This is a genomic window from Neptuniibacter caesariensis (assembly GCF_000153345.1).
GTDB classification, from domain to species: Bacteria; Pseudomonadota; Gammaproteobacteria; order Pseudomonadales; family Balneatricaceae; genus Neptuniibacter; species Neptuniibacter caesariensis.
In genome coordinates this window covers 698,980-724,816 of sequence record NZ_CH724126.1, presented here as the reverse complement: position 1 = coordinate 724,816, position 25,837 = coordinate 698,980, and the positions used below count along the sequence as shown (strand labels likewise).

At 48.1% G+C, this 25,837-nt stretch carries 27 protein-coding genes; 13 read left to right on the top strand and 14 right to left on the bottom strand.

All coding sequences use genetic code 11. The features are described from left to right. Nucleotides 1-221 precede the first annotated feature (221 nt). From MED92_RS13070 to MED92_RS13060, 3 genes are read left to right on the top strand one after another with little or no spacing between them, the layout of a single operon-like run. A complete protein-coding gene (locus MED92_RS13070; RefSeq protein ID WP_007022033.1) occupies nucleotides 222-1,055 on the top strand; it encodes an HAD-IIB family hydrolase in 834 nt (277 codons plus the stop codon). 30 nt (nucleotides 1,056-1,085) lie between these two features. Further along, on the top strand, nucleotides 1,086-2,312 hold the full coding sequence (locus MED92_RS13065; RefSeq protein WP_007022032.1) for a glycosyltransferase family protein: 1,227 nt from the start codon (nucleotides 1,086-1,088) through the stop codon (nucleotides 2,310-2,312). 13 nt (nucleotides 2,313-2,325) lie between these two features. Continuing rightward, complete coding sequence (locus tag MED92_RS13060) at nucleotides 2,326-4,062, top strand: sugar phosphorylase (RefSeq protein WP_007022031.1); 1,737 nt, start codon at nucleotides 2,326-2,328, stop codon at nucleotides 4,060-4,062. A gap of 11 nt (nucleotides 4,063-4,073) precedes the next feature. On the opposite strand, the gene MED92_RS13055 is transcribed toward MED92_RS13060, so the two are convergent. The 7 genes from MED92_RS13055 to MED92_RS19145 form a co-directional block, all read right to left on the bottom strand. Further along, entirely contained in the window at nucleotides 4,074-4,400 is a 327-nt protein-coding gene (locus tag MED92_RS13055; RefSeq protein WP_007022030.1) for a DUF1820 family protein, read from the bottom strand. 91 nt (nucleotides 4,401-4,491) lie between these two features. After that, nucleotides 4,492-6,165 (bottom strand): SulP family inorganic anion transporter, encoded by a 1,674-nt coding sequence (locus MED92_RS13050; protein ID WP_007022029.1) that lies wholly within the window; start codon nucleotides 6,163-6,165, stop codon nucleotides 4,492-4,494. A 176-nt stretch (nucleotides 6,166-6,341) separates the two neighbouring features. Continuing rightward, nucleotides 6,342-6,791: a cyanase gene (gene cynS / locus MED92_RS13045; RefSeq protein ID WP_007022028.1), complete on the bottom strand. Its 450-nt coding sequence runs from the start codon at nucleotides 6,789-6,791 to the stop codon at nucleotides 6,342-6,344. Between the two features lie 21 nt (nucleotides 6,792-6,812). Continuing rightward, nucleotides 6,813-8,549 carry a bifunctional protein-serine/threonine kinase/phosphatase gene (locus tag MED92_RS13040; protein WP_007022027.1) on the bottom strand — a complete coding sequence of 579 codons (1,737 nt, stop codon included), beginning with the start codon at nucleotides 8,547-8,549 and terminating at the stop codon, nucleotides 6,813-6,815. 115 nt (nucleotides 8,550-8,664) lie between these two features. After that, entirely contained in the window at nucleotides 8,665-9,507 is an 843-nt protein-coding gene (locus MED92_RS13035) for a formate/nitrite transporter family protein (protein ID WP_007022026.1), read from the bottom strand. Nucleotides 9,508-9,868: 361 nt separating this feature from the next. Beyond that, on the bottom strand, nucleotides 9,869-10,138 hold the full coding sequence (locus tag MED92_RS19150; RefSeq protein ID WP_007022025.1) for a 3-alpha domain-containing protein: 270 nt from the start codon (nucleotides 10,136-10,138) through the stop codon (nucleotides 9,869-9,871). Beyond that, entirely contained in the window at nucleotides 10,135-10,554 is a 420-nt protein-coding gene (locus MED92_RS19145; RefSeq protein WP_007022024.1) for an MOSC domain-containing protein, read from the bottom strand. Before MED92_RS19145 ends, MED92_RS19150 begins: the two co-directional genes overlap by 4 nt. Before the next feature lie 231 nt (nucleotides 10,555-10,785). Between MED92_RS19145 and miaB the strand changes: the two genes are divergently transcribed. Genes miaB through lnt form a run of 5 tightly spaced genes read left to right on the top strand, consistent with a single transcriptional unit; the run spans nucleotide 10,786 to nucleotide 15,956 of the window. Then, nucleotides 10,786-12,153, top strand: a complete 1,368-nt coding sequence (miaB, locus tag MED92_RS13025; RefSeq protein ID WP_007022023.1) for a tRNA (N6-isopentenyl adenosine(37)-C2)-methylthiotransferase MiaB — start codon at nucleotides 10,786-10,788, stop codon at nucleotides 12,151-12,153. 1 nt (nucleotide 12,154) lies between these two features. After that, nucleotides 12,155-13,147, top strand: coding sequence for a PhoH family protein (locus MED92_RS13020; protein ID WP_007022022.1), 993 nt, complete (start codon nucleotides 12,155-12,157; stop codon nucleotides 13,145-13,147). Continuing rightward, a complete protein-coding gene (gene ybeY, locus MED92_RS13015; protein WP_007022021.1) occupies nucleotides 13,144-13,599 on the top strand; it encodes an rRNA maturation RNase YbeY in 456 nt (151 codons plus the stop codon). Before MED92_RS13020 ends, ybeY begins: the two co-directional genes overlap by 4 nt. A gap of 18 nt (nucleotides 13,600-13,617) precedes the next feature. Further along, the gene (locus MED92_RS13010; RefSeq protein ID WP_007022020.1) at nucleotides 13,618-14,454 is read left to right on the top strand and encodes an HlyC/CorC family transporter; all 837 of its coding nucleotides are present in this window, start codon (nucleotides 13,618-13,620) and stop codon (nucleotides 14,452-14,454) included. A 5-nt stretch (nucleotides 14,455-14,459) separates the two neighbouring features. Beyond that, on the top strand, nucleotides 14,460-15,956 hold the full coding sequence (lnt, locus tag MED92_RS13005; RefSeq protein ID WP_007022019.1) for an apolipoprotein N-acyltransferase: 1,497 nt from the start codon (nucleotides 14,460-14,462) through the stop codon (nucleotides 15,954-15,956). 10 nt (nucleotides 15,957-15,966) lie between these two features. On the opposite strand, the gene MED92_RS13000 is transcribed toward lnt, so the two are convergent. Next, entirely contained in the window at nucleotides 15,967-16,497 is a 531-nt protein-coding gene (locus MED92_RS13000; RefSeq protein ID WP_007022018.1) for a zinc ribbon-containing protein, read from the bottom strand. 134 nt (nucleotides 16,498-16,631) lie between these two features. On the opposite strand from MED92_RS13000, the gene leuS reads away from it, so the two are divergent. The 5 genes from leuS (at nucleotide 16,632) to MED92_RS12975 (ending at nucleotide 22,291) form a co-directional block, all read left to right on the top strand. Further along, on the top strand, nucleotides 16,632-19,223 hold the full coding sequence (gene leuS / locus MED92_RS12995) for a leucine--tRNA ligase (RefSeq protein ID WP_007022017.1): 2,592 nt from the start codon (nucleotides 16,632-16,634) through the stop codon (nucleotides 19,221-19,223). A 20-nt stretch (nucleotides 19,224-19,243) separates the two neighbouring features. Beyond that, complete coding sequence (locus MED92_RS12990) at nucleotides 19,244-19,753, top strand: LPS-assembly lipoprotein LptE (RefSeq protein WP_007022016.1); 510 nt, start codon at nucleotides 19,244-19,246, stop codon at nucleotides 19,751-19,753. A gap of 9 nt (nucleotides 19,754-19,762) precedes the next feature. Then, on the top strand, nucleotides 19,763-20,779 hold the full coding sequence (holA, locus tag MED92_RS12985; RefSeq protein ID WP_007022015.1) for a DNA polymerase III subunit delta: 1,017 nt from the start codon (nucleotides 19,763-19,765) through the stop codon (nucleotides 20,777-20,779). Between the two features lie 283 nt (nucleotides 20,780-21,062). Continuing rightward, nucleotides 21,063-21,809, top strand: coding sequence for a MipA/OmpV family protein (locus MED92_RS12980; RefSeq protein WP_007022014.1), 747 nt, complete (start codon nucleotides 21,063-21,065; stop codon nucleotides 21,807-21,809). A 152-nt stretch (nucleotides 21,810-21,961) separates the two neighbouring features. Beyond that, complete coding sequence (locus tag MED92_RS12975; RefSeq protein WP_040662695.1) at nucleotides 21,962-22,291, top strand: c-type cytochrome; 330 nt, start codon at nucleotides 21,962-21,964, stop codon at nucleotides 22,289-22,291. A 3-nt stretch (nucleotides 22,292-22,294) separates the two neighbouring features. On the opposite strand, the gene MED92_RS12970 is transcribed toward MED92_RS12975, so the two are convergent. The 6 genes from MED92_RS12970 to MED92_RS12945 form a co-directional block, all read right to left on the bottom strand. Continuing rightward, on the bottom strand, nucleotides 22,295-22,855 hold the full coding sequence (locus MED92_RS12970; RefSeq protein ID WP_202899565.1) for a lysophospholipid acyltransferase family protein: 561 nt from the start codon (nucleotides 22,853-22,855) through the stop codon (nucleotides 22,295-22,297). Nucleotides 22,856-22,878: 23 nt separating this feature from the next. Continuing rightward, nucleotides 22,879-23,190, bottom strand: a complete 312-nt coding sequence (locus MED92_RS19020) for a hypothetical protein (protein ID WP_040662692.1) — start codon at nucleotides 23,188-23,190, stop codon at nucleotides 22,879-22,881. A 164-nt stretch (nucleotides 23,191-23,354) separates the two neighbouring features. Next, nucleotides 23,355-23,789: an OsmC family protein gene (locus MED92_RS12960; RefSeq protein WP_007022010.1), complete on the bottom strand. Its 435-nt coding sequence runs from the start codon at nucleotides 23,787-23,789 to the stop codon at nucleotides 23,355-23,357. Between the two features lie 131 nt (nucleotides 23,790-23,920). Further along, a complete protein-coding gene (gene lipA, locus MED92_RS12955; protein ID WP_007022009.1) occupies nucleotides 23,921-24,904 on the bottom strand; it encodes a lipoyl synthase in 984 nt (327 codons plus the stop codon). Nucleotides 24,905-24,910: 6 nt separating this feature from the next. Beyond that, a complete protein-coding gene (lipB, locus tag MED92_RS12950) occupies nucleotides 24,911-25,558 on the bottom strand; it encodes a lipoyl(octanoyl) transferase LipB (RefSeq protein ID WP_007022008.1) in 648 nt (215 codons plus the stop codon). Beyond that, entirely contained in the window at nucleotides 25,558-25,836 is a 279-nt protein-coding gene (locus MED92_RS12945; RefSeq protein ID WP_007022007.1) for a YbeD family protein, read from the bottom strand. Before MED92_RS12945 ends, lipB begins: the two co-directional genes overlap by 1 nt. Nucleotide 25,837 lies beyond the last annotated feature (1 nt).

Genomic DNA, 25,837 nt, shown 5'->3' with positions numbered 1-25,837 from the left:
GTAAACGTTATTACCATCAGACGCTTATCACCTCTTTCCTCTAGCCTCGCTCTACCGAACCCCAAACATGCCAATTGACGACATCGGCACAGTTCCTGCTGATACCAAGATAACGCATTGATACCCATTGAATAATCACATTTCTGGATTGCTTTGCATAAAAATGGTGCAAAGCAGCGTTCACAAAAGGGCAGGCGCATCATTTTTGACTGGAGGGGCTCGTGATCGATTTAACGCTGATTTTCACAGATCTGGATGGTTCACTACTCGACCATCATAGTTACGGGTTTAGTGCAGCCGAACCTCTGCTATCACGGTTGGAACAACACAATATCCCTGTTATTCCTGCCACCAGCAAAACCTTTGCTGAACTCATTCCATTGAGAGATTCACTGGACAACCATCACCCGTTCATCGTTGAAAACGGCGCCGGTATATATATTCCACAGGATTATTTCCCTGAACAACTGAACCAGCCCATTGTTGATGGCTACCACCTTAAAAAGCTTTCGCAGCCCCGCAGTACCTGGCAATCCATTTTACAACACCTAGAGCGGAGCTTTCCCAACGAATTTATTACCTTTGCTGAATTAGGCACCCATGGAATTTCGACAAGCACGGGGCTTTCTCTAGAAGGAGCACAGCAAGCTAACCTTCGCTCATTTAGCGAGCCGGTACTTTGGAAAAGTACCGAACAACGAAAAAGAGCATTCATCGCATCATTACAAGAAGCAGGCGCTAACGTGCTTCAAGGCGGAAGGTTTCTGCATGTTTCTGGGCACTGTGATAAGGGTCAGGCACTTCAATGGCTAACCCAGTACTACAAAAACAACACGCCCCAAAAAACCATCACCACCATCGCTGCCGGAGATGGCGAAAACGATGTTGCCATGCTCGAAGCAGCCCAACAGGCCATTATTATTCGCTCTCCTGTCAATGCGGCCCCTCGGGTGCGCAACCCATATCAGTATTTAACCAAGGCTTGCGGTCCAGAAGGGTGGGTTGAAGGGGTCATGTACTGCCTATCAACGTCACTGTTTAACTCCATTAACTAAAAGAATTTCAACAGACTTAAGGGTGAGAATATGGCTGACTTCTATCAGAATGGCATTATAACAACGCTTCACAATCTCTCTGACCGACCTCTCAATGAACTTGAGTCGGAGTTACTGAAGTTCAGTAAAAAACGCCCGCTGGCACTAATATTACCCTCACTCTTTTCAGAACTTGAAGGCCCCGCTTTAAGCCATATCATCAATGAAATTTGTGAGGTGCCCTACTTAAATGAAATTGTCATAGGTCTCGATCGTGCCGATAAAGCACAATTTAAATTTGCCCAGAATTTTTTCGGCAGGCTTCCTCAACACCACCGTATTCTTTGGAATGACGGGCCGCGTTTACAGGCACTAGATAAAGAACTGCAGGCATTAAACCTGGCCCCTCAAGAACCCGGTAAAGGTCGTAATGTCTGGTACTGTATGGGTTATATTCTGGCTTCAGGCAGAGCAGAATCTGTCGCCCTCCATGATTGCGATATAACAACCTATAACCGAGAGTTGCTAGCCCGCCTGATTTACCCGGTGGCCCACCCTCAGTTTAACTATGAGTTTTGCAAAGGTTTTTACGCACGCGTAGCCGATGGGCAAATAAATGGCCGGGTCTGTCGCCTTCTGGTGACCCCCCTGCTCCGGGCACTCAAAAAAGTGTTTGGTGAAATCGAATACCTCCAGTTCATGGATAGTTTCCGCTACCCACTCGCGGGGGAGTTTTCCTTCCGCCGTGATGTGTTAAATGACATACGCATACCTAGTGACTGGGGACTGGAGATTGGCGTTCTCTCTGAGATGCATCGTAACTATGCTAATAACCGCCTCTGCCAGGTTGATATTGCAGACCGCTACGACCATAAACATCAGAATTTATCCCTGGATGATGCAGGGGCCGGTTTGTCAAAGATGTCGATAGACATCACTAAGGCGCTCCTACGTAAGCTTGCCACCCACGGACATACCTTCAGCACCGAAACATTCCGCTCATTAAAAGCGACCTACTTCAGAATCGCTCTGGATTTCATTGAAACCTATCACAACGATGCTGTCATGAACGGCCTGAAGCTGGACATTCACAGCGAAGAAAAAGCCGTTGAAATGTTTGCCCGCAACATCATGACTGCAGGCGAACAGTTCCTTTCGAACCCGATGGAGACACCTTTTATTCCAAGTTGGAACCGCGTCACCAGTGCCATGCCTGATGTTTACGACAGACTACTAGAAGCTGTCGAGCTGGATAACAAAGAGTATGGGTTAGCCTGACCAGGAGCGCTTGATGAACCTATTAAACGATAACCTTCACTTTCGGGTTAAAAGCCACCTCGAGAGCGTTTACCCTCTTCTGGATACGGAACAACTCGCCTCAGAGCTAATCACACTAATGCGCCTTGAGCAGGTGCTATCGGAACCCGCGCCTCACCAGAACCACTGGGATGCTTCAGACCTGATAATGATCGCTTATGGTGACTCAATCCATCACCCAGATGAAACGGCGCTCATGACCCTGTATCGCTTCCTACATGAACAATGCCAAGGCATGATTAATGGCATCCATATTCTTCCCTTCTTCCCCTATAGCTCTGACGATGGCTTTGCGGTGTCGGATTTTTATGCAGTCAGATCCAGTGCAGGCTCCTGGGAAGATATCGAGAAAATCTCCGCTGAATTTCGCCTGATGGCTGATCTGGTCATCAACCACTGTTCCAGCGAAAGCCAGTGGTTCAAAAATTTCAAAATGGCACAAGGGGAAGGCCACAACTACTTTTTTACAGAAAACCCTGAGGCCGATCTTAGCCAGGTTGTTCGCCCCAGAACCAGCCCATTATTAAACGCCGTACAAACCCACGACGGTATACAACATGTGTGGTGCACGTTTAGCCATGATCAGGTTGACCTTGACTTCCGGAACCCTGAAGTGCTCAAAGAGTTTGTAAAGATCATCCGTTTTTATCTGGATAAAGGGGTCAATATATTCCGCCTGGATGCTATCGCCTTTCTGTGGAAAGAAGCAGGCTCCAGCTGCCTAAATCTGCCCCAAACCCATGAACTCGTTAGGTTGCTAAGGACACTGATTGAATATGCTCAACCCAACGCAATGATCATTACTGAAACCAACATTCCGAGTCGGGAAAATCTCTCATACTTTGGCAACGCTAACGAAGCTCACTGCGTGTATAACTTTTCTTTACCCCCCTTGCTACTGCATACCCTGATTACCGGAGAATGCGACTATCTAAAGCAATGGATGATGAGCATGCCCCCCGCACAGGATGGCACTGCATATTTCAACTTTATTGCCTCCCATGACGGTATTGGGCTCAGACCTGCCGAGGGCATTTTAAGTGATCAGGAAGTCAGCCAATTGATCGATTTGATGCAGTCTTTTGGCGGACACGTTTCGTGGCGGGCACTCGAAAATGGCCAGAATAAACCCTACGAAATTAATATTTCATTGTTCGATGCCCTGCAGGGGACAACCCAGGGTCCTGACCAGTGGGGAGAGGAACGCTTTTTGTGCGCCCACCGGATCATGCTGGCCCTGGAGGGAATCCCCGGGATTTATATCCAGAGCCTGTTTGGCTCACAAAACGACTATGAACGCGTAAAAATGACCGGGCACTATCGCTCTATTAACCGCCATCACTGGCAATATGACGAGCTAAAAGAGGCACTCGATGATCCGCAAACGCATCATCACCGCATTTTTGAGGCGATGAAAAAGCTGATATCCATACGCACCTATCAACCCGCGTTTCACCCTAATGCAACTCAGTTCACCTTGCATTTAGGCTCACAGGTTTTTGGCTTCTGGAGACAGAGCATCGACCGTAGACAAAGTATCTTCTGCCTGAACAATATCAGTTCAGAACCAGCGGAGTTACTCCTGTCCAATCTGAACTTAATCGGTACTGATGACTGGTATGATTTGCTATCGGGGAAACGTTGCGAAGATCTGCACGAGACTCTGATTCTGCAACCCTACCAGAGCCTGTGGCTTTCAAATGTTTATTGATCAGATAAAAATCAGTCTTTTTTAGGGGCAGGGGTCATCGGGAACGCGGTGATCGTGCCTTTGGCCTCTGTGATTTTAGGCGTTCCCTCATGCTCCACTTCATCAATACGGATGATCGCATGACTTGGAATATAAGATCGCTTTACACCATTGAACTGATTTTTCAGTTTCTCTTCACCCGGATCGATCACCAGCTCTGAGCGATTCCCAAAAACAAACTCTTCGACCTCAAGGAAGCCCCACATGTCACTCTGATAGACATGCTTTGCGTAGATTTCGAAAACCTGGTCCTGGTTCACAAAAATCACTTTGTAGATTCGATCTTCTTTGTTTGCCATCTTATCTCTGAGAAACCCGCTAAAAACTTACAATATTGATTCAGACCTATTTATGTGGGCACGCCCACTCAATTCAAGCACAGCGCTAGCATTATGCGCCTGAATACATAAGAACCTGAGACTCATCAATATGCTTTGTCGCACGCTGAAGGGCAACGGTTCTTGAGTCGGCAAAGTGCTCACGGGTCAAACGCGAATCCATACAGAGTTTCAGCAGTTTTTCCTGAGCTTCTTCTTGCGAAGTTACAATGGAAACATGCTTACCCATATCTAATGCTTCTAAAACAACGTTTTCGATGGATAAAGCCATAGTGTCATCTAAAAACGACACATCACTCAGATCAAAGATAACCGCATCATGATGAGCAATATCCTGTCGCTCACGGGCAATGGCTTTGGACACTCCGAAAATCATCGCGCCTGATAAATAGAACAGCAGCACTCGCCCATCGGCTTTATTCAAAAGCTCCCGTTGTTCATCATCCAGTGGCAGCTCATCATCAACATCAGACATCGCGCGTACTTTCTGCGCTTCGACCATAGAGAGCTTCTGAATAATGATGATGTTTGCCACGAAAACACCGATCCCCACAGCAACAATCAGATCCACAAATACCGTGAGCAACAGTACGGTATACATAATCAGGGTACTGTGACGTGAGACTCTGTGCGCACGCTTGATAAACGACCAATCGAGAATATCCATCCCGACCTTCACCGCGATCGCCGCAAGTACTGCCAGGGGAATATTCTCTATCAAAGATGCAGCACCAAACACGGCTATCGCTAAAGCGATCACACGTATCACTCCAGATAACGCGGTTCGCCCTCCCGATTGAATATTGACGACCGTCCCCATCGTGGCACCCGCACCCGGCAGGCCACCAAATAAGCCGGACATGATATTACCCAGGCCCTGCCCCACCAGCTCTTTATTTGAATCATGCTCCGAACGTGTCAGGTTATCTGCAATTACCGAAGTCAGCATCGAATCGATACAACCCAACATCCCCAGCACCATTGCTTCCACCAGCATGATACTGAGCTCCGCATGGGTAAAATGAGGCATCACAAACGAAGGCAGTGACGCATCAATCTCGCCAATACGCTGAATCTGTGCAAAATCAAAAACAATAACGGAAAGTATGCTGACGAAGACCAACGCAACCAGTTGCGGGGGTACATACTTTTTAACCTTTTCCGGTGTAAAAAAGAGTAGCTGCAGGGTTACCACGAACAGCAAAAATTCACCCAACTGGATATTCATTACCAGTTCGGGCAGATTGACTAATGTCCCGACAACACCGCCTCCGGGGGAACTTTGACCCAGCGCGGGTGCCAACTGCATTAGAATCAGGATCACCCCTATCCCGGACATGAAGCCGGAGACAACGGAATAGGGCATCAGGGTAATATACTTACCGAGCTTTAAAAAACCGAAGACTATCTGGAAACAACCCGCCATCATCACGACCGTAAAGGCCATGGCGAGGCCCTTTTCCGGGTTAGCCGCAATCAAGGTACTGATCACCGCAGTCATTACCACGGTCATCGGGCCGGTTGGCTCAGAGATTAGCGTAGAGGTACCACCAAAGAGAGATGCAAACAAACCGATCAGTATTGCGCCATACAAACCAGCTTCAGCACCGGCTCCGGAAGCAACACCAAAGGTCAGAGCCAATGGAAGAGAAACAACCGCGGCGGTTAAACCACCTAATACATCACCACGAAGGTTACTCTTCCCAAGAGCATTTAACTTAAGCATCGAATTTTCTCTTTGAAAGCGGAATTACAGGCGCTAATTTTACTAGCGGTACGCGGGTGAGCAAGGCTTATCTTATAGAAAACGGCTATTTTCTATTCAATTGTATAAAAACGCGATTTTATGGGGGAGTAGACCCTGAAACTACAGGGTCATTCTCTTAATATGAAGTGTTTTTTTTAGTAAGTTTTATAAGGCAGGAACTTACCCGACAGCACTACATTAACCCGGTCACCATTAGGGTTTTCTTCGCGCTGGATATCCATAGAAAAATCGATGGCGCTCATGATGCCATCGCCAAACTCTTCATGGATCAGCTCTTTGATGGTGCTGCCGTAGACATTCACCACCTCATACCAGCGATAGATCAATGGGTCGGTGGGCACTTCAGTTGGCAGGGAGCCTTTGTAAGGCACAATTTGCAGCCAGGCTACTGCTTCATCAGGCAGCTCAAAAATCTCACCAACAATGGTCGCCTGTTCCTTATTAAAGGTCATCTGACCAAGACAAGCCGCCGTCGTCCACTCTTTAGAAAGACCGATCGCATCTGCAACCTCCTTCCACTGCACGCCTTTAGCGACCTTTTTAGCGAGTATTAATGCGGTCACTTCTTCACGATTACTGATCATACTAAGTTCCTCATTCTCGATTTATAGATGGGTTTGGATATAAGCCAGCAGGCCAGCCACCGTGATGGCCAGACCGAACGACAGGCTTTTCCAGAAAAACAGGGGGTTTCGTTCAATCAAGGGAGGGCGAGATCTACCGATAAAAGACGCATTAGGATGGCGAAGATCATAGATAAACTCTGAGAGTTCCGCGTAACGCTTATACACATTGGGCTGCAAAGCCTTACGCAACGTTTCATCCACCCAAGCGGGAAGTTCTCGCTCATCATCCAATACAGAACGGTATTTCAACCGATGCTGAGCAGCCGTTGTTCTGGCTTTAGCCATATTGGTTCCGTAGGGAAACCGTCCTGAAAGCATATGGTAGGTAATCACCGCCAACGAATAAAAATCAGCACGCCGGGATATGACCTCGCCAACAAAATATTCTGGCGCCATATACAAAGCGGTTCCCTGCATGTCAGGCTGCTCAAGCGTATTCTCAGCTTCGACAATGCCGGCAACCAAAACAGCACCAAAATCGATAATTTTTACCGTCCCGGTAGTATCAATCATGATATTTTCCGGGCGCATGTCCTGATGCAAGATCTCCTTACGGTGCATCGCCTGCAATCCATGCGCGATCTGCTCAACGATGTTGCGTGTCGTTTCTAAATCAGGGTTCGGCGTATCTCTGAGCCATTGCGCCAGCGTTTGGCCCTCAATATGTTCCATGACGGTATAAAGATAGTTCCGCTGGCGATCTTGCTTCGCCGCTTTCATAACGTGGGCGCTACTGATCCGCCTGGCGACCCACTCCTCCATGAGAAAACGCTCCAGATAGGCGGGGTCATCACTCATATCAACAGAGGGTGTTTTCAAAATAACCTGAGCCTGGCTTTCAATATCTTCGGCTAGATAGACCCGACTACGGCTATTCGCGTGCAGCTCACGCAGAATACGATAGCCATCAATTTCATCCCGCGCATAAAGGATGGGGGGCAGAGCGAGCTGATCGACCTGCTGTTTCAGAGAGCTCTCCAAAGCTTGCGGCAATTGTTCAACCCTGGCGATCTGCAACGTCAGATTATCGGCACTGCCTTCATTGAGTGCCTGATGGACAATCAGTTTTGCCGCTTCATCTAAATTGTTTTTACATGCTTCCAGCGTGTCTAAGACAAACTGTGTTTCGCTGAATTCATAAACACCATCAGTGCAGAGCAGATAGATATCCCCTTCCTTAAGGTGCTGCTGCTGATAGTCCAAATCCAGATCTAAAGAGACCCCAAGTGCCCGGCTCAGATAACTTTCATCTTTCGATTTCCATACCCTGTGGTCCTTAGTTAGCTGTTCAATTCCTCCCTCTCGTAACCGATAGATACGGCTATCCCCGATATGGAACAGATGGGCAATCCTGGCCTTAAACACCAGCGCACTTAAAGTACATACATAGCCCTTATCTTTATTGAGCCGGTACTCACTTCGCTGGGTTTGCGAATACAGCCAACCGTTAATTGCCTCCAATACCCGTTCACCCGATCGCTGTACTGTCCAGGCGTCCGATGTGCTATAGAAATCTTCCAGAAAGTTCTTAACGGCTGTTTCGCTGGCAATCTGACTTACATCACTGGAGCTAATCCCATCAGCCAACGCCAGGGCGACACCTTTTAAACTAAGTTGCGGTTCCTTAGGCACAATAGCGCCATGAAAGTCCTGATTCAGAGGCTTAACCCCTTTATCAGAATACTGCCCTGTACTTATTTTAAGTTGCTTCCTCATAGGTACAGCTCACATGGATTCTGCTTGAAGCCGACTGGATGAATAGAAAGGAAGATCCGACAACCTGTTAAGCTGCCGGATCTATACGTCAGATAACTATCTGAACAGTCTTGTTTTACAGGGCCGCAACAGTTTTAGCAGAACCTGTCGCTGCTTTACGCGCTTTGCTTTCTTTTACATGCGTCAGGTAAAGCGGCAGACCTACCAGCAGGAAGCCACCAAACAAGTTACCCAGGGCTGTTGGGATCTCGTTCCAGATCAGGTATTCCATGATAGTGAAGTCACCACCCATGATCATAGAGAATGGGAACAGGAACATGTTTACAATTGAATGCTCAAAAGCCATATAGAAGAACAGCATGATTGGCATCCACATCGCAGCCATCTTGCTACCTGCAGACGTAGAAATCATGGCACCCACAACACCCATAGATACCATCCAGTTACACAGCATGCCGCGAATAAAGATTGTGAACCAACCCAATACTCCCTGCTCTTTATAACCCAGCGTCCTTGATTCACCGATCGTACTTACCTTATCTGCAACCGCACCACCATCAATCTGATAGCCGTAGGTGAGGATGAAAGAGGCAAAGAAAGCAACCATCAAAGCACCTGACAGGTTACCAAGAAACACCAATCCCCAGTTGCGCCACAGCTGATTCATTGTGCAACCCGGACGTTTATCAATGATCGCCAGCGGCACCAGAGTGAATACACCAGTGAGAAGGTCAAACTTCATCAAATAGAGCATGATGAAACCAACCGGGAATAGAACTGCACCTAGCAGTGCACTACCGGTTTTGGTGATAACGGTGATCGCAAAGAACGCCGCCAATGCAAGGATAGCACCCGCCATAAACGCACGGATATAAGTATCCTTGGTGGACATAAATATCTTCTGTTCACCTGCATCGACCATTTTGGTCGCAAATTCACTCGGTTCTAAGTAAGCCATAATAAAGCCTCTCTTCTGTAGTTTTTAAGCTATGCACTGATCTGGAAGCTGCGAATAAATCCCAAAAATGCAGACCTATTCGCAGCTCCCGCTTCCCAGCGGCAAAAAAAAGCATCCACCCTCTTCAGGCTTTGGCCGGAAAAGTGTGGACGCCGTTGTCCAGTTCATCAGAGTTTTATTTTTATTCTTAGATCGCCATTGATCTATCTGCGCTTGTTAAAGCAGAAGCCATGCCAAAACAAAAAAAACCAATTATTTCATATAGATAATATAAAAAAGCACAAAACCCAGCTGATACAGCGCAATATGATTGTGCATCCGCACAATCAACGCACCATAATGCCCGCCTAAAGATAGGGTTTTATAAATAAGAGCCGAAAAGTCGGAATGACCAGTTTTCTACTATGCCTGTCTCCAGGCGTTTTTCGATCAGCGACCGCCAGGAATCAGGCAGTGGAAGCTCAAGGGCAGGTCGCAGGTATTCAGGATTTAGCTCCCCGGAAAAGATCAGCTGCATTACACGCGAAACTGTCCATTCAGGAAACATCCTTTCAACTAACAGAACCTCATCACCCGCGATTATCTCCCCCTCTTCGAGTACTCGGAAGTACAACCCGGTTTTCCGCGTCATTTGCAGCCTAAGTGCCATATCGGTTGTGAAAAACGCTCATTAAGTTTCCAGCAGGGCATTCTTCCCTGAGTTACTTCAAGCAGGGGTGTTCCAATCTTTATGTGATCCCCGATACAAACAGTAGCTTCAGACACACCTTTTGTACTGAGGTTTTCTCCAAACCCACCTGCAGAGAAATAAGCATGCTCCCCCAGCTCGGATAACCAGTGCGTATAGTGCTCTTCGGGGTAAAGGTGCAATGCTTTATCCTCGCCGCCATGATGACGTTTATCCGCTTGTTGATCTCCCGCTATCCCCAATCGCTTTACTGACGCAGCATCCTTTAAGACCTGTTTGTTAATCGCGCTTTCCACCCCACGATGAAACGGACCTGTTTTTCCAGATAAGACCGCCTGCACAACACCTAGCTTTTCCACATCACTGCCCCTTTAATACCAGCCACTAGTCTAACTACGCTTGTCATCAGCTTCCAGATGTAAAAGTCCCTTATAAATCAATGGAAATGACGGGTAAAAGCACGATTAAATGAGCCGATTTCAACATCAGTTAACTGTTCATTATCTAGACGTTTCAGTATAATGCGCGGTCCTTTTATACCTCCGGGCCTTTCTGCCCGGTTGATGATCCACGCAAGATACAGGTGAGCAATGGCTAAAAAGCTGTTTATTAAGACCCACGGCTGTCAAATGAATGAATATGACTCGGCGCGTATGGCCGATCTGCTGGGGGAAAGTCATGATCTGGAGTTAACGGAAGATGCCGATGATGCGGACGTCTTGCTCCTGAACACCTGTTCTATTCGCGAAAAAGCCCAGGAGAAGGTTTTCCATCAGCTAGGGCGCTGGCGCAAACTAAAAGAGAACAACCCAAACCTTAAGATTGGTGTGGGTGGCTGTGTAGCCAGTCAGGAAGGGGATAACATCCTTAAACGCGCCCCATATGTGGACATGATTTTTGGCCCTCAGACGCTGCACCGCCTACCGGAGATGATTACCGAGACCGGCGCCGGTGGTGTAGGTATTGTGGATGTTTCCTTCCCGGAAATTGAAAAGTTTGACCACCTGCCAGCACCAAAAGTGGAAGGGGCTGAAGCCTTTGTCTCTGTGATGGAAGGCTGTTCTAAATACTGTACATTCTGCGTTGTGCCTTACACACGTGGAGAAGAAGTTAGCCGCCCTCTGGATGATGTCATTACCGAATGCGTCGAACTTGCAGAACAAGGCGTACGTGAAGTTAATCTGCTGGGCCAGAATGTAAATGCTTACTTAGGCGAAACCCATGATGGTGACACAGCAGACCTTGCAGAGCTGATTCGTTGTGTTGCAGCCGTCGAGGGCATTGACCGTATCCGCTTTACTACCAGCCATCCGGTTGAATTTACCGATAGCCTGATCGAAGCTTATGAAGACGTCCCTGAACTGGTGAGTTTCCTGCATCTTCCGGTACAGAGCGGTTCGGACAAAATTCTCATGGCGATGAAACGTGGCCATACGGCACTAGAATATAAGTCAAAAATTCGCCGCATCCGTAAAGCACGCCCAGACATCGAAATCTCGTCTGACTTTATTATCGGCTTCCCCAATGAGACCGATACTGACTTCGCAGCAACAATGAAGCTCATCGAAGATATAGGTTTCGATAACAGCTATAGCTTTATCTACAGCCGCCGCCCTGGTACACCGGCTTCTGATCTACCTGATAACATCGACGAAGAGACCAAGAAAGAGCGTCTGAAGATCCTTCAGAGCCGCATCATTCAGAATGCGCAACTGATCAGTCGCCGTATGGTTGGTAGTACACAAACGATTCTGGTCAATGGTTATTCGAAGAAGGACCCAGGTTTACTCTCTGGACGAACCGAAAACAACCGTGTAGTGAATTTCCGCTGCGACAACCCGGATCTGATCGGCCATTTTGCTGATGTAGAGATCGTAGAAGCTTACGCTAACTCGCTGGTTGGCAAACTGGAAAGCTCCGAACTCGACGATAACTACACAATTTTTAAGGCAAGCTAACTTGAGCACAGCACAATCAATCAAAGTTACCCTGGAACCCGAAAATGCCGAGTTCCTGGCTAACCTCGGCGGCCCGTTTAATGAGCACTATAAGCTGATTGAAAAACGCCTTGGAATTGAGATCCGTAGCCACGGCAATCACTTTCAACTACTCGGTGATATTGAAAACATCACCTTTGTATCGGAGATGCTTGAGGCCCTTTATAAGGATGCTAAAACCGATAAGCGTATTTCTCCTGAACAGATCCATCTGTTAATTCAGGAAAGCGGCCTTGAGCAGAAAAACAGCCACCAACAGATTCAAGACACCGATATCAGCATTCGCACTAAGAAAGCGCTGATTCGTCCGCGTGGCGAGAATCAACAGGGCTACGTTCGTTCGATTTTGCAGCACGATATCAATTTCGGCATTGGTCCTGCAGGCACAGGTAAAACCTATCTTGCGGTTGCTTGCGCAGTTGATGCACTAGAGCGTGAAGAGGTTGACCGCATTCTGCTGGTCCGCCCTGCCGTTGAGGCGGGCGAGAAGCTTGGCTTTCTTCCCGGCGACCTGAGCCAGAAGGTAGATCCTTATCTTCGCCCACTTTATGACGCACTCTATGAGATGCTCGGATTTGAGCGCGTCGGCAAGCTGATTGAGCGCAATGTTATCGAAGTTGCTCCCCTCGCTTATATGCGCGGCAGAACCCTGAATAACTCTTTCGTAATCCTGGATGAAAGCCAAAATACAACTCGCGAACAGATGAAGATGTTTCTGACCCGTATCGGTTTTGGTTCCACCGCAGTGATCACCGGTGATATTACCCAGGTCGACCTGCCAAAAGGCACCCGCTCCGGTTTAATCCATGCGATGCAGGTTCTGGATGGCGTGAAGGATATTGGCTTTACACAGTTCACCGCTAAAGATGTGGTGCGCCACCCGCTGGTACAACATATTGTTCGTGCTTACGATCGCTTCGAAAAGCAGGAAAACAAACAGGACAAGAAAGCATGAGTTTTGATTGCGATATCCAGTTCGAAGTTGAGGGTAATCTTCCCTCAGAATCCGACTTCCAGCGCTGGGTTGAAGCTGCACTCTCTGAGTTTCGTGACGAAGGTGAGATCTGCATTCGTGTCGTCTCACCTGAAGAAAGCCAGGAGCTCAACCATACTTATAGGGATAAAGATAAACCCACCAATGTCCTTTCTTTTCCCTTTGACATCCCTGAAGGCATCCCTATTCAGCTTCTGGGCGATCTGATTATCTGTGCTGAAGTCGTTGTAACAGAAGCAAGTGAGCAGAACAAAGCATTATTTGATCACTGGGCACACATGGTAGTACATGGCTGCTTGCATCTTATCGGTTTCGATCATATAAAGGACGATGAAGCCGAAGAGATGGAAAACCTTGAGCGGCAAATACTGGCAAGCTTAGACATTGCCGACCCCTATAGGGACGAAACCTAATTCAGGACAACTGACCAAATGAGCGAAGATCGAACGGGACAGCCTAAGGGCTGGTTGGGCAAACTAACCCAGGCATTCAGTGATGAACCTCGTAGCCGCGAGGACCTGTTAACCGATTTACGACAAGCCACCGACGAAAATCTGCTGGATAACGAAGCCCTTACTATTATGGAGGGGGCTATGCAGGTATCTGATATGCAGGTTCGCGATGTCATGATCCCACGTTCGCAGATGGTCGTAGTCGAGGCCGACCAAACCCCGAAAGAGTTTCTTCCGGTGGTTATTTCCAGCGCCCACTCACGCTTCCCAGTCATCGGGGAAACACCCGATGAGATTCTCGGCATATTGCTGGCTAAAGACCTGATCCCGCTCATTCTTGAAGGCAACCTGGACCAGTTCGATCTAAAGAGCAAACTACGCTCAGCTACCTTTATTCCTGAATCTAAACGCCTGAACATTCTTCTAAAAGAGTTTCGGGTCACCCGTAACCACATGGCAATTGTCATGGATGAATATGGCGGTGTTTCGGGCCTAATCACGATTGAAGACGTATTAGAGCAGATCGTTGGCGAGATCGAAGATGAGCATGATAGCGAAGAGGAAGATGGCAACATCAAACCTTTCGAAGAGAATGCTTATATTGTCAAAGCACTAACGCCGATTGACGACTTTAATGAATATTTCGACTGCGGATTCCCTGACGAGGAATTCGACACCATTGGCGGGATCGTCACACAGAAATTTGGCCGTTTACCGAAAAAAGATGAAACGGTTGAGATCGAAGATTTCCAGTTTAAAGTTCTGTCTGCGGATACACGTCGCATCCGACTTTTACAGGTCAGCCGAAACGGATAAACCTTATGCCTCTGCAATTGCTCGTAGTTTTGCTTGCAGGGGCAAGCATCGCCCCCTCATTAGCACCCTTTTCGGTTCCCTATCTCGTCTTTATTGCTCCGGCACTGCTTTACCTGTGCAGCGCAAATAAAACCGTAAAACAAGCCAGTTGGCTGGGCTATCTGTTTGGTCTTGGCTTTTTTGGCAGTGGTGTCTCCTGGGTCTTCGTCAGCATCAGTGAACACAGCCAAACCCCATTACCTGTCGCAGTCGCACTCACAGGCTTGTTTGTAGCTGGCCTAGCCATTCTGTTTTTATTACAGCTATTCATATGGAAAAAGCTCTTTTCCGGTCGATGGCAACTACTAAGCTATATTGGCATCTGGATAGCTTTCGAATGGCTAAGAAGCTGGTTCTTTACGGGCTTCCCCTGGCTGTACCTGGGCACCGCAGGATTAGACACACCTTATGAAAACCTACTGCCTATAGGCGGCGTATGGTTATCCTCGCTTGCTATACTTATAACTTCAGTTTGCGGCGCCGAACTTCTTCGCACTCGTAAGCTGCTCCCGCTTCTGTGCCTGCCCTTGCCACTTATCGGCAGTCTATTACTTGAACAAAGCTGGACCCAACCCAAGGGCTCTGCTCTAAAAGTAGCGGTAGTACAGCCAAACATACCTCAGCAAATTAAGTGGAATCCGAATTATCGCCCTGAAATATTTACCCAGTACGAAGAGCTGACCTCTCCCCATCTAGATGCTGAACTGGTGCTTTGGCCGGAAACAGCTATTCCCGCACTTATTCAGTATGCGGCATCACCACTGGCTGAGTTACTTAATAATCTGGATAGTAATGGAGCCATTCTGATTAGCGGATTGCCCAGTGCAGAACCTGATCCTTCCTACCCTCGGGGGTACCGGATCTATAACAGTCTGGCAATTCTAACGGCTGGCAGCGGTGTTTATCATAAGCAACGCTTAGTTCCCTTCGGTGAGTATGTCCCGATGGAGGACCTGTTACGTGGCACTCTGGATTTCTTTAATCTGCCGATGTCGAGCTTCTCTTTACCCCGTGAACAGCAACCCCTTCTCAACGTAGGGAAGTACAAAATCAGTACCGCCATCTGCTATGAGATTGCTTACCCTGAACTGGTTCGAAATAGCGCGAAGAAGGCAGACATATTGCTAACAGTGTCCAACGATACCTGGTTTGGCCAATCGATAGCACCCGCACAACATATGCAGATAGCCAGAACACGCGCTTTGGAGAACGGGCGCTGGCTAATCCGCGGCACAAACAACGGCATCAGCGGCCTAGTCGACCCACAGGGGCAGATCATCGACAGTCTGCCACAATTCAGAGCAGGGGTACTGCGGGGCGAAGTCTATGCGATGCAGGGCTTAACGCCTTTCCAGCAATACGGCTCACTACCCGTAATTTTACTGGCCTTGCTGCTGTGTCTCTGCGGCTTAGGCAAACGCCAAAACCTGTCAGCTGAAAACCCTTACCCTAGCTTCCGCTAAGCCAGTTAACCTAGGGCCAAGGGTGCGAAACCCGCTTAAAATAGGTCTTATCGCATTTTTTGCAGGCCTCAAGTTTCTCTGTCTTCTGCAGCACGATCTGTTCGCCACAATTAAGACACTCCAGCGTGCCTACAGTCGCAAGCTCTCCACTCAGGTAGTGATCTTCATCATGATCTAGACGCTCTCTTAGCGCCTCTTGGCCAACCCGGGTTTGATCCGCAATCAGTTTTAGCTGCTCGGCGAAAGTATGCTCAAGGGCATTCAAATCAAACTTTAACCAGGCAGCAATACCCGCGCCGGTTTCGTGGGCATAAAACCCAAGTTGTTTAAGGTCTCGCGCCAGATATGCTTTTAACAGATCCAGTTCATCCCGGGTTAGCTCCTCAGCAGCCAATTCTAGTTCCACGGCATCATGAATCTTTTCCTGAAGCAGATCCCAGGAACCTGCTTCGGCACCCTTAAGATCTTTTGTTAGACGCAGGAGCACTCGATCGTAGTCGGCTGAGGCCAGTTTGGTTTTTTTATCGCCAGATTGATCCATAAATCACCTCTATCTGCACTGAAACCCTGTTTGCTTCTATGTATATATTGTATCCTATGGGGCAATTAGCAAATTTTTATTAACCGGCGTCAATGGATGCCGGTTTTTCATCCTACGCATAACGATTCTCGAACATGAACGAACAATATCGCCCGCAAAAGATTGAGCAGAAAATCCAGCAACACTGGCAAGAAAACGACAGCTTCAAATGCGAAGAGGACCTGCAGAAGGAAAAGTTCTACTGCCTGTCCATGTTCCCATACCCAAGTGGTCGACTGCACATGGGGCATGTTCGTAACTACACCATCGGTGATGTAGTTTCCCGATACCAGCGCATGCAGGGCAAAAATGTTCTGCAGCCAATGGGTTGGGATGCGTTTGGCCTGCCTGCTGAAAATGCAGCAATGAAAAACAACGTAGCGCCGGCTAAATGGACCTACGAAAACATCGACTACATGCGTAACCAGCTAGAACAGATGGGCTTTGGTTACGATTGGAACCGCGAATTGGCAACTTGCCACCCTGAGTACTATCGCTGGGAGCAATGGTTCTTTACCAAGCTGATGGACAAAGGCCTGGTTTACAAGAAAGAAGCCGAAGTTAACTGGGATCCGGTAGATCAAACCGTACTGGCCAATGAGCAGGTTATCGATGGTCGCGGCTGGCGCTCCGGCGCTCTGGTCGAGCGAAAAAAAATCCCGCAGTGGTTCCTGAAAATTACCGACTATGCAGATCAACTTCTGTCCGACCTTGATCAACTTGATCAGTGGCCGGAGCAGGTGCGTACGATGCAGAAAAACTGGATCGGTCGTTCAGAAGGTGTCGAGCTGACATTTGATGTACAGGGCTACGGCGAACTGGAAGTATTCACAACCCGTCCTGACACACTGATGGGAGTGACTTACGTAGCCGTTGCCGCCCAGCACCCGCTGGCAATGAAAGCTGCAGAAAACAACCCTGAGCTTGCTGCCTTCGTAGAAGAGTGCAAGAACATCAAAGTGGCTGAAGCTGATATGGCCACTATGGAGAAAAAGGGTATGGCGCTGGGAATCACTGCCATTCACCCACTGACCGGTGAAGAAGTTCCGGTCTGGACGGCGAACTTTGTACTGATGGACTACGGTTCAGGTGCAGTGATGTCTGTGCCTGGACATGATCAGCGTGATTGGGAATTTGCCAACAAGTACGGCCTGCCGATCAAACAGGTTATCCGCCCGCTTGATGATGAAGTAGTGGATCTGGATGTCGAAGCATACACAGAGAAAGGCGCGTTGGTTAACTCTGGCGCATATGACGATCTTGAGTTTGATGTCGCCTTTAAAGCGATCGCCGCCGACCTGGAAGCGAAAGGCAAAGGTAAAGTAACCGTTAACTTCCGCTTGCGTGACTGGGGTGTCTCTCGTCAGCGTTATTGGGGTGCTCCAATCCCGGTCATTAACTGCGCAAGCTGTGGCGCTGTGCCGGTTCCTGAAGATCAGCTACCAGTAGTCCTACCAACCGATGTTGAATTTGATGGCAGCGGCTCTCCAATCAAGAAGATGGAAAGCTTCATCAATACCACTTGCCCTAAATGCGGTGGCCCAGCAGAACGTGAAACCGATACGTTCGATACCTTCATGGAATCCAGCTGGTACTACGCACGCTATGCTTCCCGTAGCAGCGAAAATGCCATGTTGGAACCAGAAAAAGCCAATTACTGGCTGCCTGTTGATCAATATATCGGTGGTATCGAGCACGCCATTTTGCATCTCCTGTACTCGCGCTTCTTCCATAAACTGATGCGTGATGAAGGCCTGGTAAACAGCGACGAGCCATTCACCCGCCTGCTATGTCAGGGCATGGTTCTGGCTGACAGCTACTACTATGAAGATGACAACGGTGGTCAGGTTTGGGTCGCTCCTACTGATGTAGACGTTAAAACGGATGAGAAAGGCCGTGTAATCAGCGCCTCTCACCGTGAAACGAGGCAAGCACTTCAGCATGATGGCATGTCGAAGATGTCCAAATCCAAAAACAACGGTATTGACCCGCAGGTCATGATCGACAAGTACGGTGCAGACACTGTACGCCTGTTCATGATGTTTGCAGCACCACCAGAGCAATCCCTTGAATGGTCTGATTCCGGTGTAGAAGGCGCTCAGCGCTTCCTGAAGCGCATGTGGAAGCAGGTCTTCGATCACCTGAATGTAGGTGGTTCTTCTGTAGCGATCGACAAAGATAATCTGACCGATGTTCAGAAAGAACTTCGCCTGAAAGTACACCAGACGATCCAGAAAGTTTCTGACGATATCGAGCGTCGCCAGACATTCAACACAGCCATCGCAGCTGTTATGGAACTGTCTAATACGATTGCTAAATTTGTTGATATCAGCGAACAGGGCCGTGCTGTGATGCAGGAAGCGTTGGAAGCCGCTACCCTTCTGCTGGCTCCAATTGTTCCACATATCAGCCACCAGCTTTGGCAGGAACTAGGCCACGATAGTGATGTCCTGACAGCCCCATGGCCGATCGTTGATGAATCCGCGCTGGTTCAGGATACAATCCAGCTGGTCGTTCAGGTCAACGGTAAAGTGCGTGCAAAAATCAATGTCGCTGCCGATGCCGACGAAGATGTGGTTCTGCATACTGCGCTGGCGGATGAGAACGTTCAGAAGCATATGGCCGATAAGACTATCCGTAAAAAGATTGTTGTGCCCGGCCGCCTGGTAAATATCGTTGTAGCTTAATGCAGTTTAAGGAGCGGACCATGGTCCAGCATTGGAAAGCGATCTTCACGAAAGTCATTCTATTAAGCGCGCTGACAGCAATAATCAGCGCATGCGGCTTTCACTTGCGTGGCGCGCAAGAGGTGTCTGAAGACAAACGCCAGGTGACTTTAATCACTGGCAATGCCGATCAGCAGCTCATTCGCAGTCTGCGCCAGAACATGAAGTTCAATGGTATTTCTGAAGTCAGTGGCGCTCCTTATCAGTTGCAGATATTAAATCAACGCTACAACCGTAGAGCGGCAACGATCAGCAGTAACTCCGATGTCGATGAATACGAAATTTCTGTCACAGTCACCATGCTTATTGCTGACAAGCAGGGCAAACCTTTGACTTCTGATATTCGTATCCAGCGCGAACGCATTTACAGTTACGATAAAAACGCAGCAGCAGCAAGCTCAGAGCAGGAAGCCCTCTTAAAACGAGAGCTGTACAACTCTGTCGTGCAATCCATGCTGCGCCGCTACCTGGCCACCAACAAGGCTCAGTAGTTTTCAGCTATGAAACTTCGCCCGGAGCAACTCGCTGGCCATCTAAATAAAGGCTTATCACCGGTGTATCTAATTACCGGTGATGAACCTCTCCTTTCTGAAGAAGCCTCCGACCTGTTACGACAAACCCTACAACAACAAGGTTTTACCGAGCGCGAAGTTCTTCATGTCGATGGTAGTTTCAGCTGGGAGTACTTGCTGGAATGCGCTAACGCGCTCTCCCTGTTTGCAGAGAAGAAAATCATTGAACTGCGCTTGGGTAGCAGCAAGCTGAATAAGAAATCCAGTGAAATCCTTCAGCAGTATTTGAGCAACCCAGCTCCCGACAATATTCTGATGATCATCGCCGACAAACTGGATGGCTCCAGCAAGAAAAGTGCGTGGTTCAAAGCAATCGATAAATGCGGCGCAATTGTTGAAATCTGGCCGGTTGAAACAGCCCAGCTACCCAACTGGATAAGGCAACGCGCAGCGCAGATCGAATTGCAACTGGATGATGAAGCGATCCAGCTGCTTTGCGACCGAATCGAAGGTAATCTGCTTGCAGCCAAACAGGAACTCAGCAAACTCAGCCTGCTGTTCCCTAACCAGATGGTAACCGCTGACGCCGTTGTAGATGCAGTTTCTGACAGCTCCAGATATGACATTTACGGGCTTTCCGATGCTGCCCTTCAGGGACAATCTGCCCGCTGCTGCAAGATTCTGCAGGTGTTACGCCAGGATGGCACAGAGCCTCCGGTCGTCTTATGGGCACTCTCAAAAGAACTCCGATCTTTGGCAGCCATCCAGCAAGCGCAAAGTTCCGGTCAGTCCTTTGATGCGGTCTGCCAGAGGGAGCGTATCTGGGGAAAACGGAAACCCATGGCCCGCCAGGCCGCTCAACGCTTGAAACCTCAGCAAATTAATCAGGCACTTCGCCAATGCGCTGAGGTCGATAAAATTGTTAAGGGCATGAGCAATGGCGATGCCTGGCTACTACTCACTTCGATATCTCTAACGCTTGCCGGCCAACCGCTGTCCGTTTAGAACGTTATTTCACCTTTTTTTTACCTCTCAGATAGTACCGTGCGCCTACAGATTTTCTAACTGAGGCAAAGCGTATGCTCATAGCTCAAATGATATCCCCATCTCTTTTCGGAGGTGGTGATATAAAACCAGCTATCAGTACCCCTACAGGGAGCTCATTCCTCTTTCAGAAAATCAAAATGCACAGCCCTGCGTTTAGATGCAATACGGGCTTTTGCATATTTTTCTCTCTCCCACAATCAATTACCGTTCAGCTACGGATCTTCTAGCAGAGGAATATTAAATGCGCACAACTAAAGTTATGCTCCCATTCATTCTGGGAATCGGTTTTATTTCACAGGCTCAGGCTAATGAAGATGCAGAGTTCATGCTCGGCCTTGGCGTCTCATCAGGCAAGAGTATTTACAAAGGCGTTGGAACCGAAACAGATGTCATCCCGATGTTCGCCTATGAGAAAGGTGATTTTTACCTGATGGGGCCTGAACTGGGTTACCACCTTGTTAATAACGAACAATTCCAGCTCACCGCGATTGCCAGCTACAGACTGGAAGGCTATGAGGCTGGAGACAGTACAGCACTGGCTGGAATGGACGAACGCAAGGGTGCTATCGAACTGGGTATCGGCGCTAGTTTTGACACCGCTTACGGTGAATGGTCAGCAACCGCTCTTGCGGATGTTAGCAACGAACATGATGGTTACGAACTGGCACTGGGATGGGAAAAACGTATTGAGTTATCCCGTCAATGGAGCCTAACACCTGAAGCCACTATCAGCTATCGCAGCAAAGATCTGAACAACTATTACTACGGTGTTAAAGCCAGCGAAGCAACGGCTAACAGAGCTGTTTATACAGCCGATAGTGGGTCGGTATACGGTTTTGGAATCAATGCCGATTACATGATCGATCAGCAGCAGATGGTTCGCCTAGGAGCAGGTTACACCCATTACGGTAATGAGATTTCAAATAGCAGCATTGTTGAAAAAGACAGCAACTATGACTTAAGCGCTATGTATATCTATCGTTTCTGATCATCGAAAATATTTACCCTTTCTTAGTTTGCCCACTACATAGTACATAGTAGTGGGCTTTGCCCCGTTATATCTTCTAATTAACATAGAGCGCTAGTGACAACACTATCTATCCGTTATGATGGCTTGTATATCAAACAGATAGATAGCTTATGCGATTTTTCACTCTGCTCCTGACATTGTGCGGCTCATTACTACTCACCGGCTGTGACCGGGAGATCCCCCCTGAAAGGATGAAATCAGGTGAAGATCTGTATAACTACTACTGTAAAACCTGTCACGAAAATCGTGGCCCGGGAGCTCACATGGAGTACCTGGCAGATCAGGAGCCGATGAAACCCTATAAAATCATCCTGATGATTAAGTATGGATACAACCAAGACAAGCACAGCATGCCCGTCTTCGACCAGCTATCGGAAGAGCAAGCCGATGCTGTAGCCCGCCATGTTGTGATGCTTCAGATGTCCCATCGACAGCAATAAAGCCTACAAGTATGAAGCGTACTTTGCCTTTATCTCCTTTAAATCAGCTTCATAATCCCCTGTCGGCGTGAACACGCCCAACACCCCACCTACTTTGTTCTTGTAATCAATAAAGCCGAGAATAATGGGCACTTCAGCCCCGTTCGCTATATGATAAAAACCAGACTTCCACTCCTTTACCTGAGAGCGAGTGCCTTCAGGGGCCATCATAATGCGGAGTTCATCATTTTCAGCGAAAGTAGCGACAGTAGCATCCACCATATTATTGGATTGGCTACGATCAACAGGTATTCCCCCCATCCAGCGCATCAATCCAGAAAAAGGAAATTTAAAAATGCTGGCCTTGCCTACCCAATATAATGACCTTTGCAAGCAGAAGGCGATCATTAAACTGAACGGCATATCCCAGTTGGTGGTATGAGGCGCAGCAATCACGACGCACTTCTTGAGATCTTTGGGTATTTCACCCACCACCTTCCACCCCAAAATTTTCAATAACACTTTCGAGAAACCATAAAGAAGTGGTTGCACCAGCGGTGTATTAAACATGGTTTTCTGACGCACAAGGAATTCCCAATCTGCAAATGTTAGTCGGCCCTGACAGGCCTGACGTATGCCCCACCTGATGCATCCAGCACCAGTTCCAGGCTTACTAATGTCCATCCATTGGGTATTTCTATCTGATCAGGCTCAACTGTTTTATGCCAGCGCTGCCCGGCAATTTCCCAGATCACCTCTGCCCTGTTATTTCGGAATACCCTGGGCTTAAATTGGTTAGCGCAGAATCCCCCAGGGGCCAGTTGATCACAATTTACCCGACTACCACTTGAAGGAACCGATATTCTTACTGCCTCCAGTGTATGACTGGATAGGTTTAGCACCTGAATCTTATTAATCATGACAGGCGCAGGCGTGACCTTTTTTAACTGGCTGGCAAGCCAACAGAAGGAAAGTAACGGCGGAAATAAAAAGAGCTTTGACCATGTGGCTAGTATAGCCGGTCATGCCAGGAAAGAGCAGAGGAATAAAGCTAAGCCAGTATCACCTGACTTAGCCTTTGCCATCAGGAGAGCGAGTGCACCACTTCCGTAGCTAGTTTTACATTATCGTGCAACGGGCAGCGATCACAGACTTCATCAAGAAAAGCTTTTTTCTCGTCATCTGTCAGGTCGGCATCGATCTCGGCCATGACTCGAATCTGCTGAAAGCCCACACGATCATCGGTTGCTTTCCCCATGAGTCCCATCGGGTTCAGGTCGGCATCGACTTTGATCTCCATAGAACGAAGTTCAATACGCTTTTGGCTTGCAGCGATGCGGCCAATCGTACCTATGCACCCAGCGATTGAGAACAAAAAGAATTCCAGTGGGGTAGGGCCTTCATTGGTACCACCACCTGCCTGTGGCTGATCGATCACAACTTTATGATCACGAATATCAGCATTAATCGCCCAACCGGCTGCCATATTGGCAGTCACTGAGATCGTTTTTAAACCCATCGATAGTCCTCACCGATCAATTAAATTAGAGCAAACTAATTTAGATGTTTTTTTGACAATCAACAAGAACAGTTAGCAATAAAAAAGGCTGTTCTAAGAACAGCCTTTTTCTAACTTAGATACAGATAAGATTATCCGACCTTTTCACCTTTAGCCTGCAAATCAGCATGATAAGAGGAGCGCACCAACGGACCACAAGCGGCATGTTTGAAGCCCATCTCTTTCGCCAATCGACTGAACTCATCAAACTCTTCCGGCGTAACAAATCGTTCAACCTTGAGGTGACTGCGGCTTGGCTGCAAGTACTGGCCAATCGTCAGCATATCCACATCATGAGCTCGCAGATCTTTCATAACCTGAATAATCTCTTCATTAGTCTCGCCAATACCCACCATCAAACCGGACTTAGTCCGTACATCAGGGTTCTTAGCTTTGTATTTTTTCAATAACTGCAAAGACCATTCGTAGTCAGAACCAGGGCGCACAGCTTTATACAAACGCGGCACCGTTTCCATATTATGGTTGAATACGTCAGGTGGCGTCTCTGTCAGAATATCAACCGCAATATCCATACGACCGCGGAAATCGGGCACCAGTATTTCCATCTCAATGGTTGGTACCTGCTTACGGGTTTCAGTGATACAGTTGGCAAAATGCTGAGCACCACCATCCCTTAGGTCATCGCGATCAACCGAGGTCACAACGACATAGCGCAGCTCCATGTCGGCAATAGCATCGGCCATCTCTTTCGGCTCGTTTTCATCCAGCGCATTTGGACGACCGTGAGCAACATCACAGAAGGGGCAACGTCGGGTACAAATATCACCCATAATCATGAAAGTGGCGGTACCGTGGCTAAAACATTCACCCAGATTAGGGCAGCTTGCTTCTTCGCAAACGGACGCCAATTTGTGCTTACGCAACTTGTCCTTTATACGCTTAACCTTAGCATTCGATCCCATGCGCACTCTCAGCCAGTCCGGCTTACGCGGCATGTCTTCTTTTTCGGTCGGTATTACCTTGATAGGAATACGATCGACTTTATCTGCACCCCGGAGCTTAACACCTTGCTCCACTCTCTTCTTCGCTGTTTCTTTGTTGTTATGTTCTGACATCTAGGATCAATCCAGAGTTTGCGCCCGGGTTATTTGGGTATACCCAAGCTTAGTGATCAAATGGTCGAGAAGTCGCTCTGTCGCTTCGTTCTGATCAAGATCCGAAACCAGCATTCCCAACTGTGTCATTTCCATTCCGGCATAGCCGCATGGATTAATTCTTAGGAAGGGTTCAAGGTCCATAGCCAGGTTGAGTGCCAGACCATGAAAAGAACATCCCCTCCTTACCCTTAGCCCCAAAGATGCAATTTTGCTATTCGCAACATACACACCGGGAGCATCAGGTTTTGCATAAGCCTCTATCTGAAAATCAGCCAGCGTTTCCACAACGGCATCTTCCATAATGGAGACCAGCTCGCGAACCCCAAGTTTCTTACGCTTCAGGTTCAATAACAGGTAAACAATGGCCTGCCCCGGACCATGATAAGTTACCTGCCCCCCACGATCGACCTGCACAACCGGAATATCACCTGTACCTAACAAGTGCTCCTCTTTACCCGCCTGCCCCTGAGTGAAAACGGGTTCATGCTGTAATGACCAGATTTCATCGAGCGCGTTTTCATCACGCTCATTGGTGAAAGCCTGCATCTTTTGCCAGGTTGGCTCGTAGGGCTGTAAACCCAGATTACGTACAATCAGCTGTTCAGTCAGCATCAGATAACCATCTTCACTCGATCAGATGCGATCAGTGCTTCATGAATAGCACGTAGTTGCTCCACACCCTGCGCGGTGATTTTGAAGCGTACTGACTGAAATGTGCCGTTGCGGCTATCCTGCACAGACACGGTTGCCAGATCTAAATCCGGCGCATGCAACTTAACAATCTCGATAACAAACTCGCGAAAGTTATCACTGTTGGTACCCACAACCTTGATTGGGTAGTTAGGGCATGGAAATTCAATCTTAGGTGGTTCTTTCTGAGTATCGGTCATA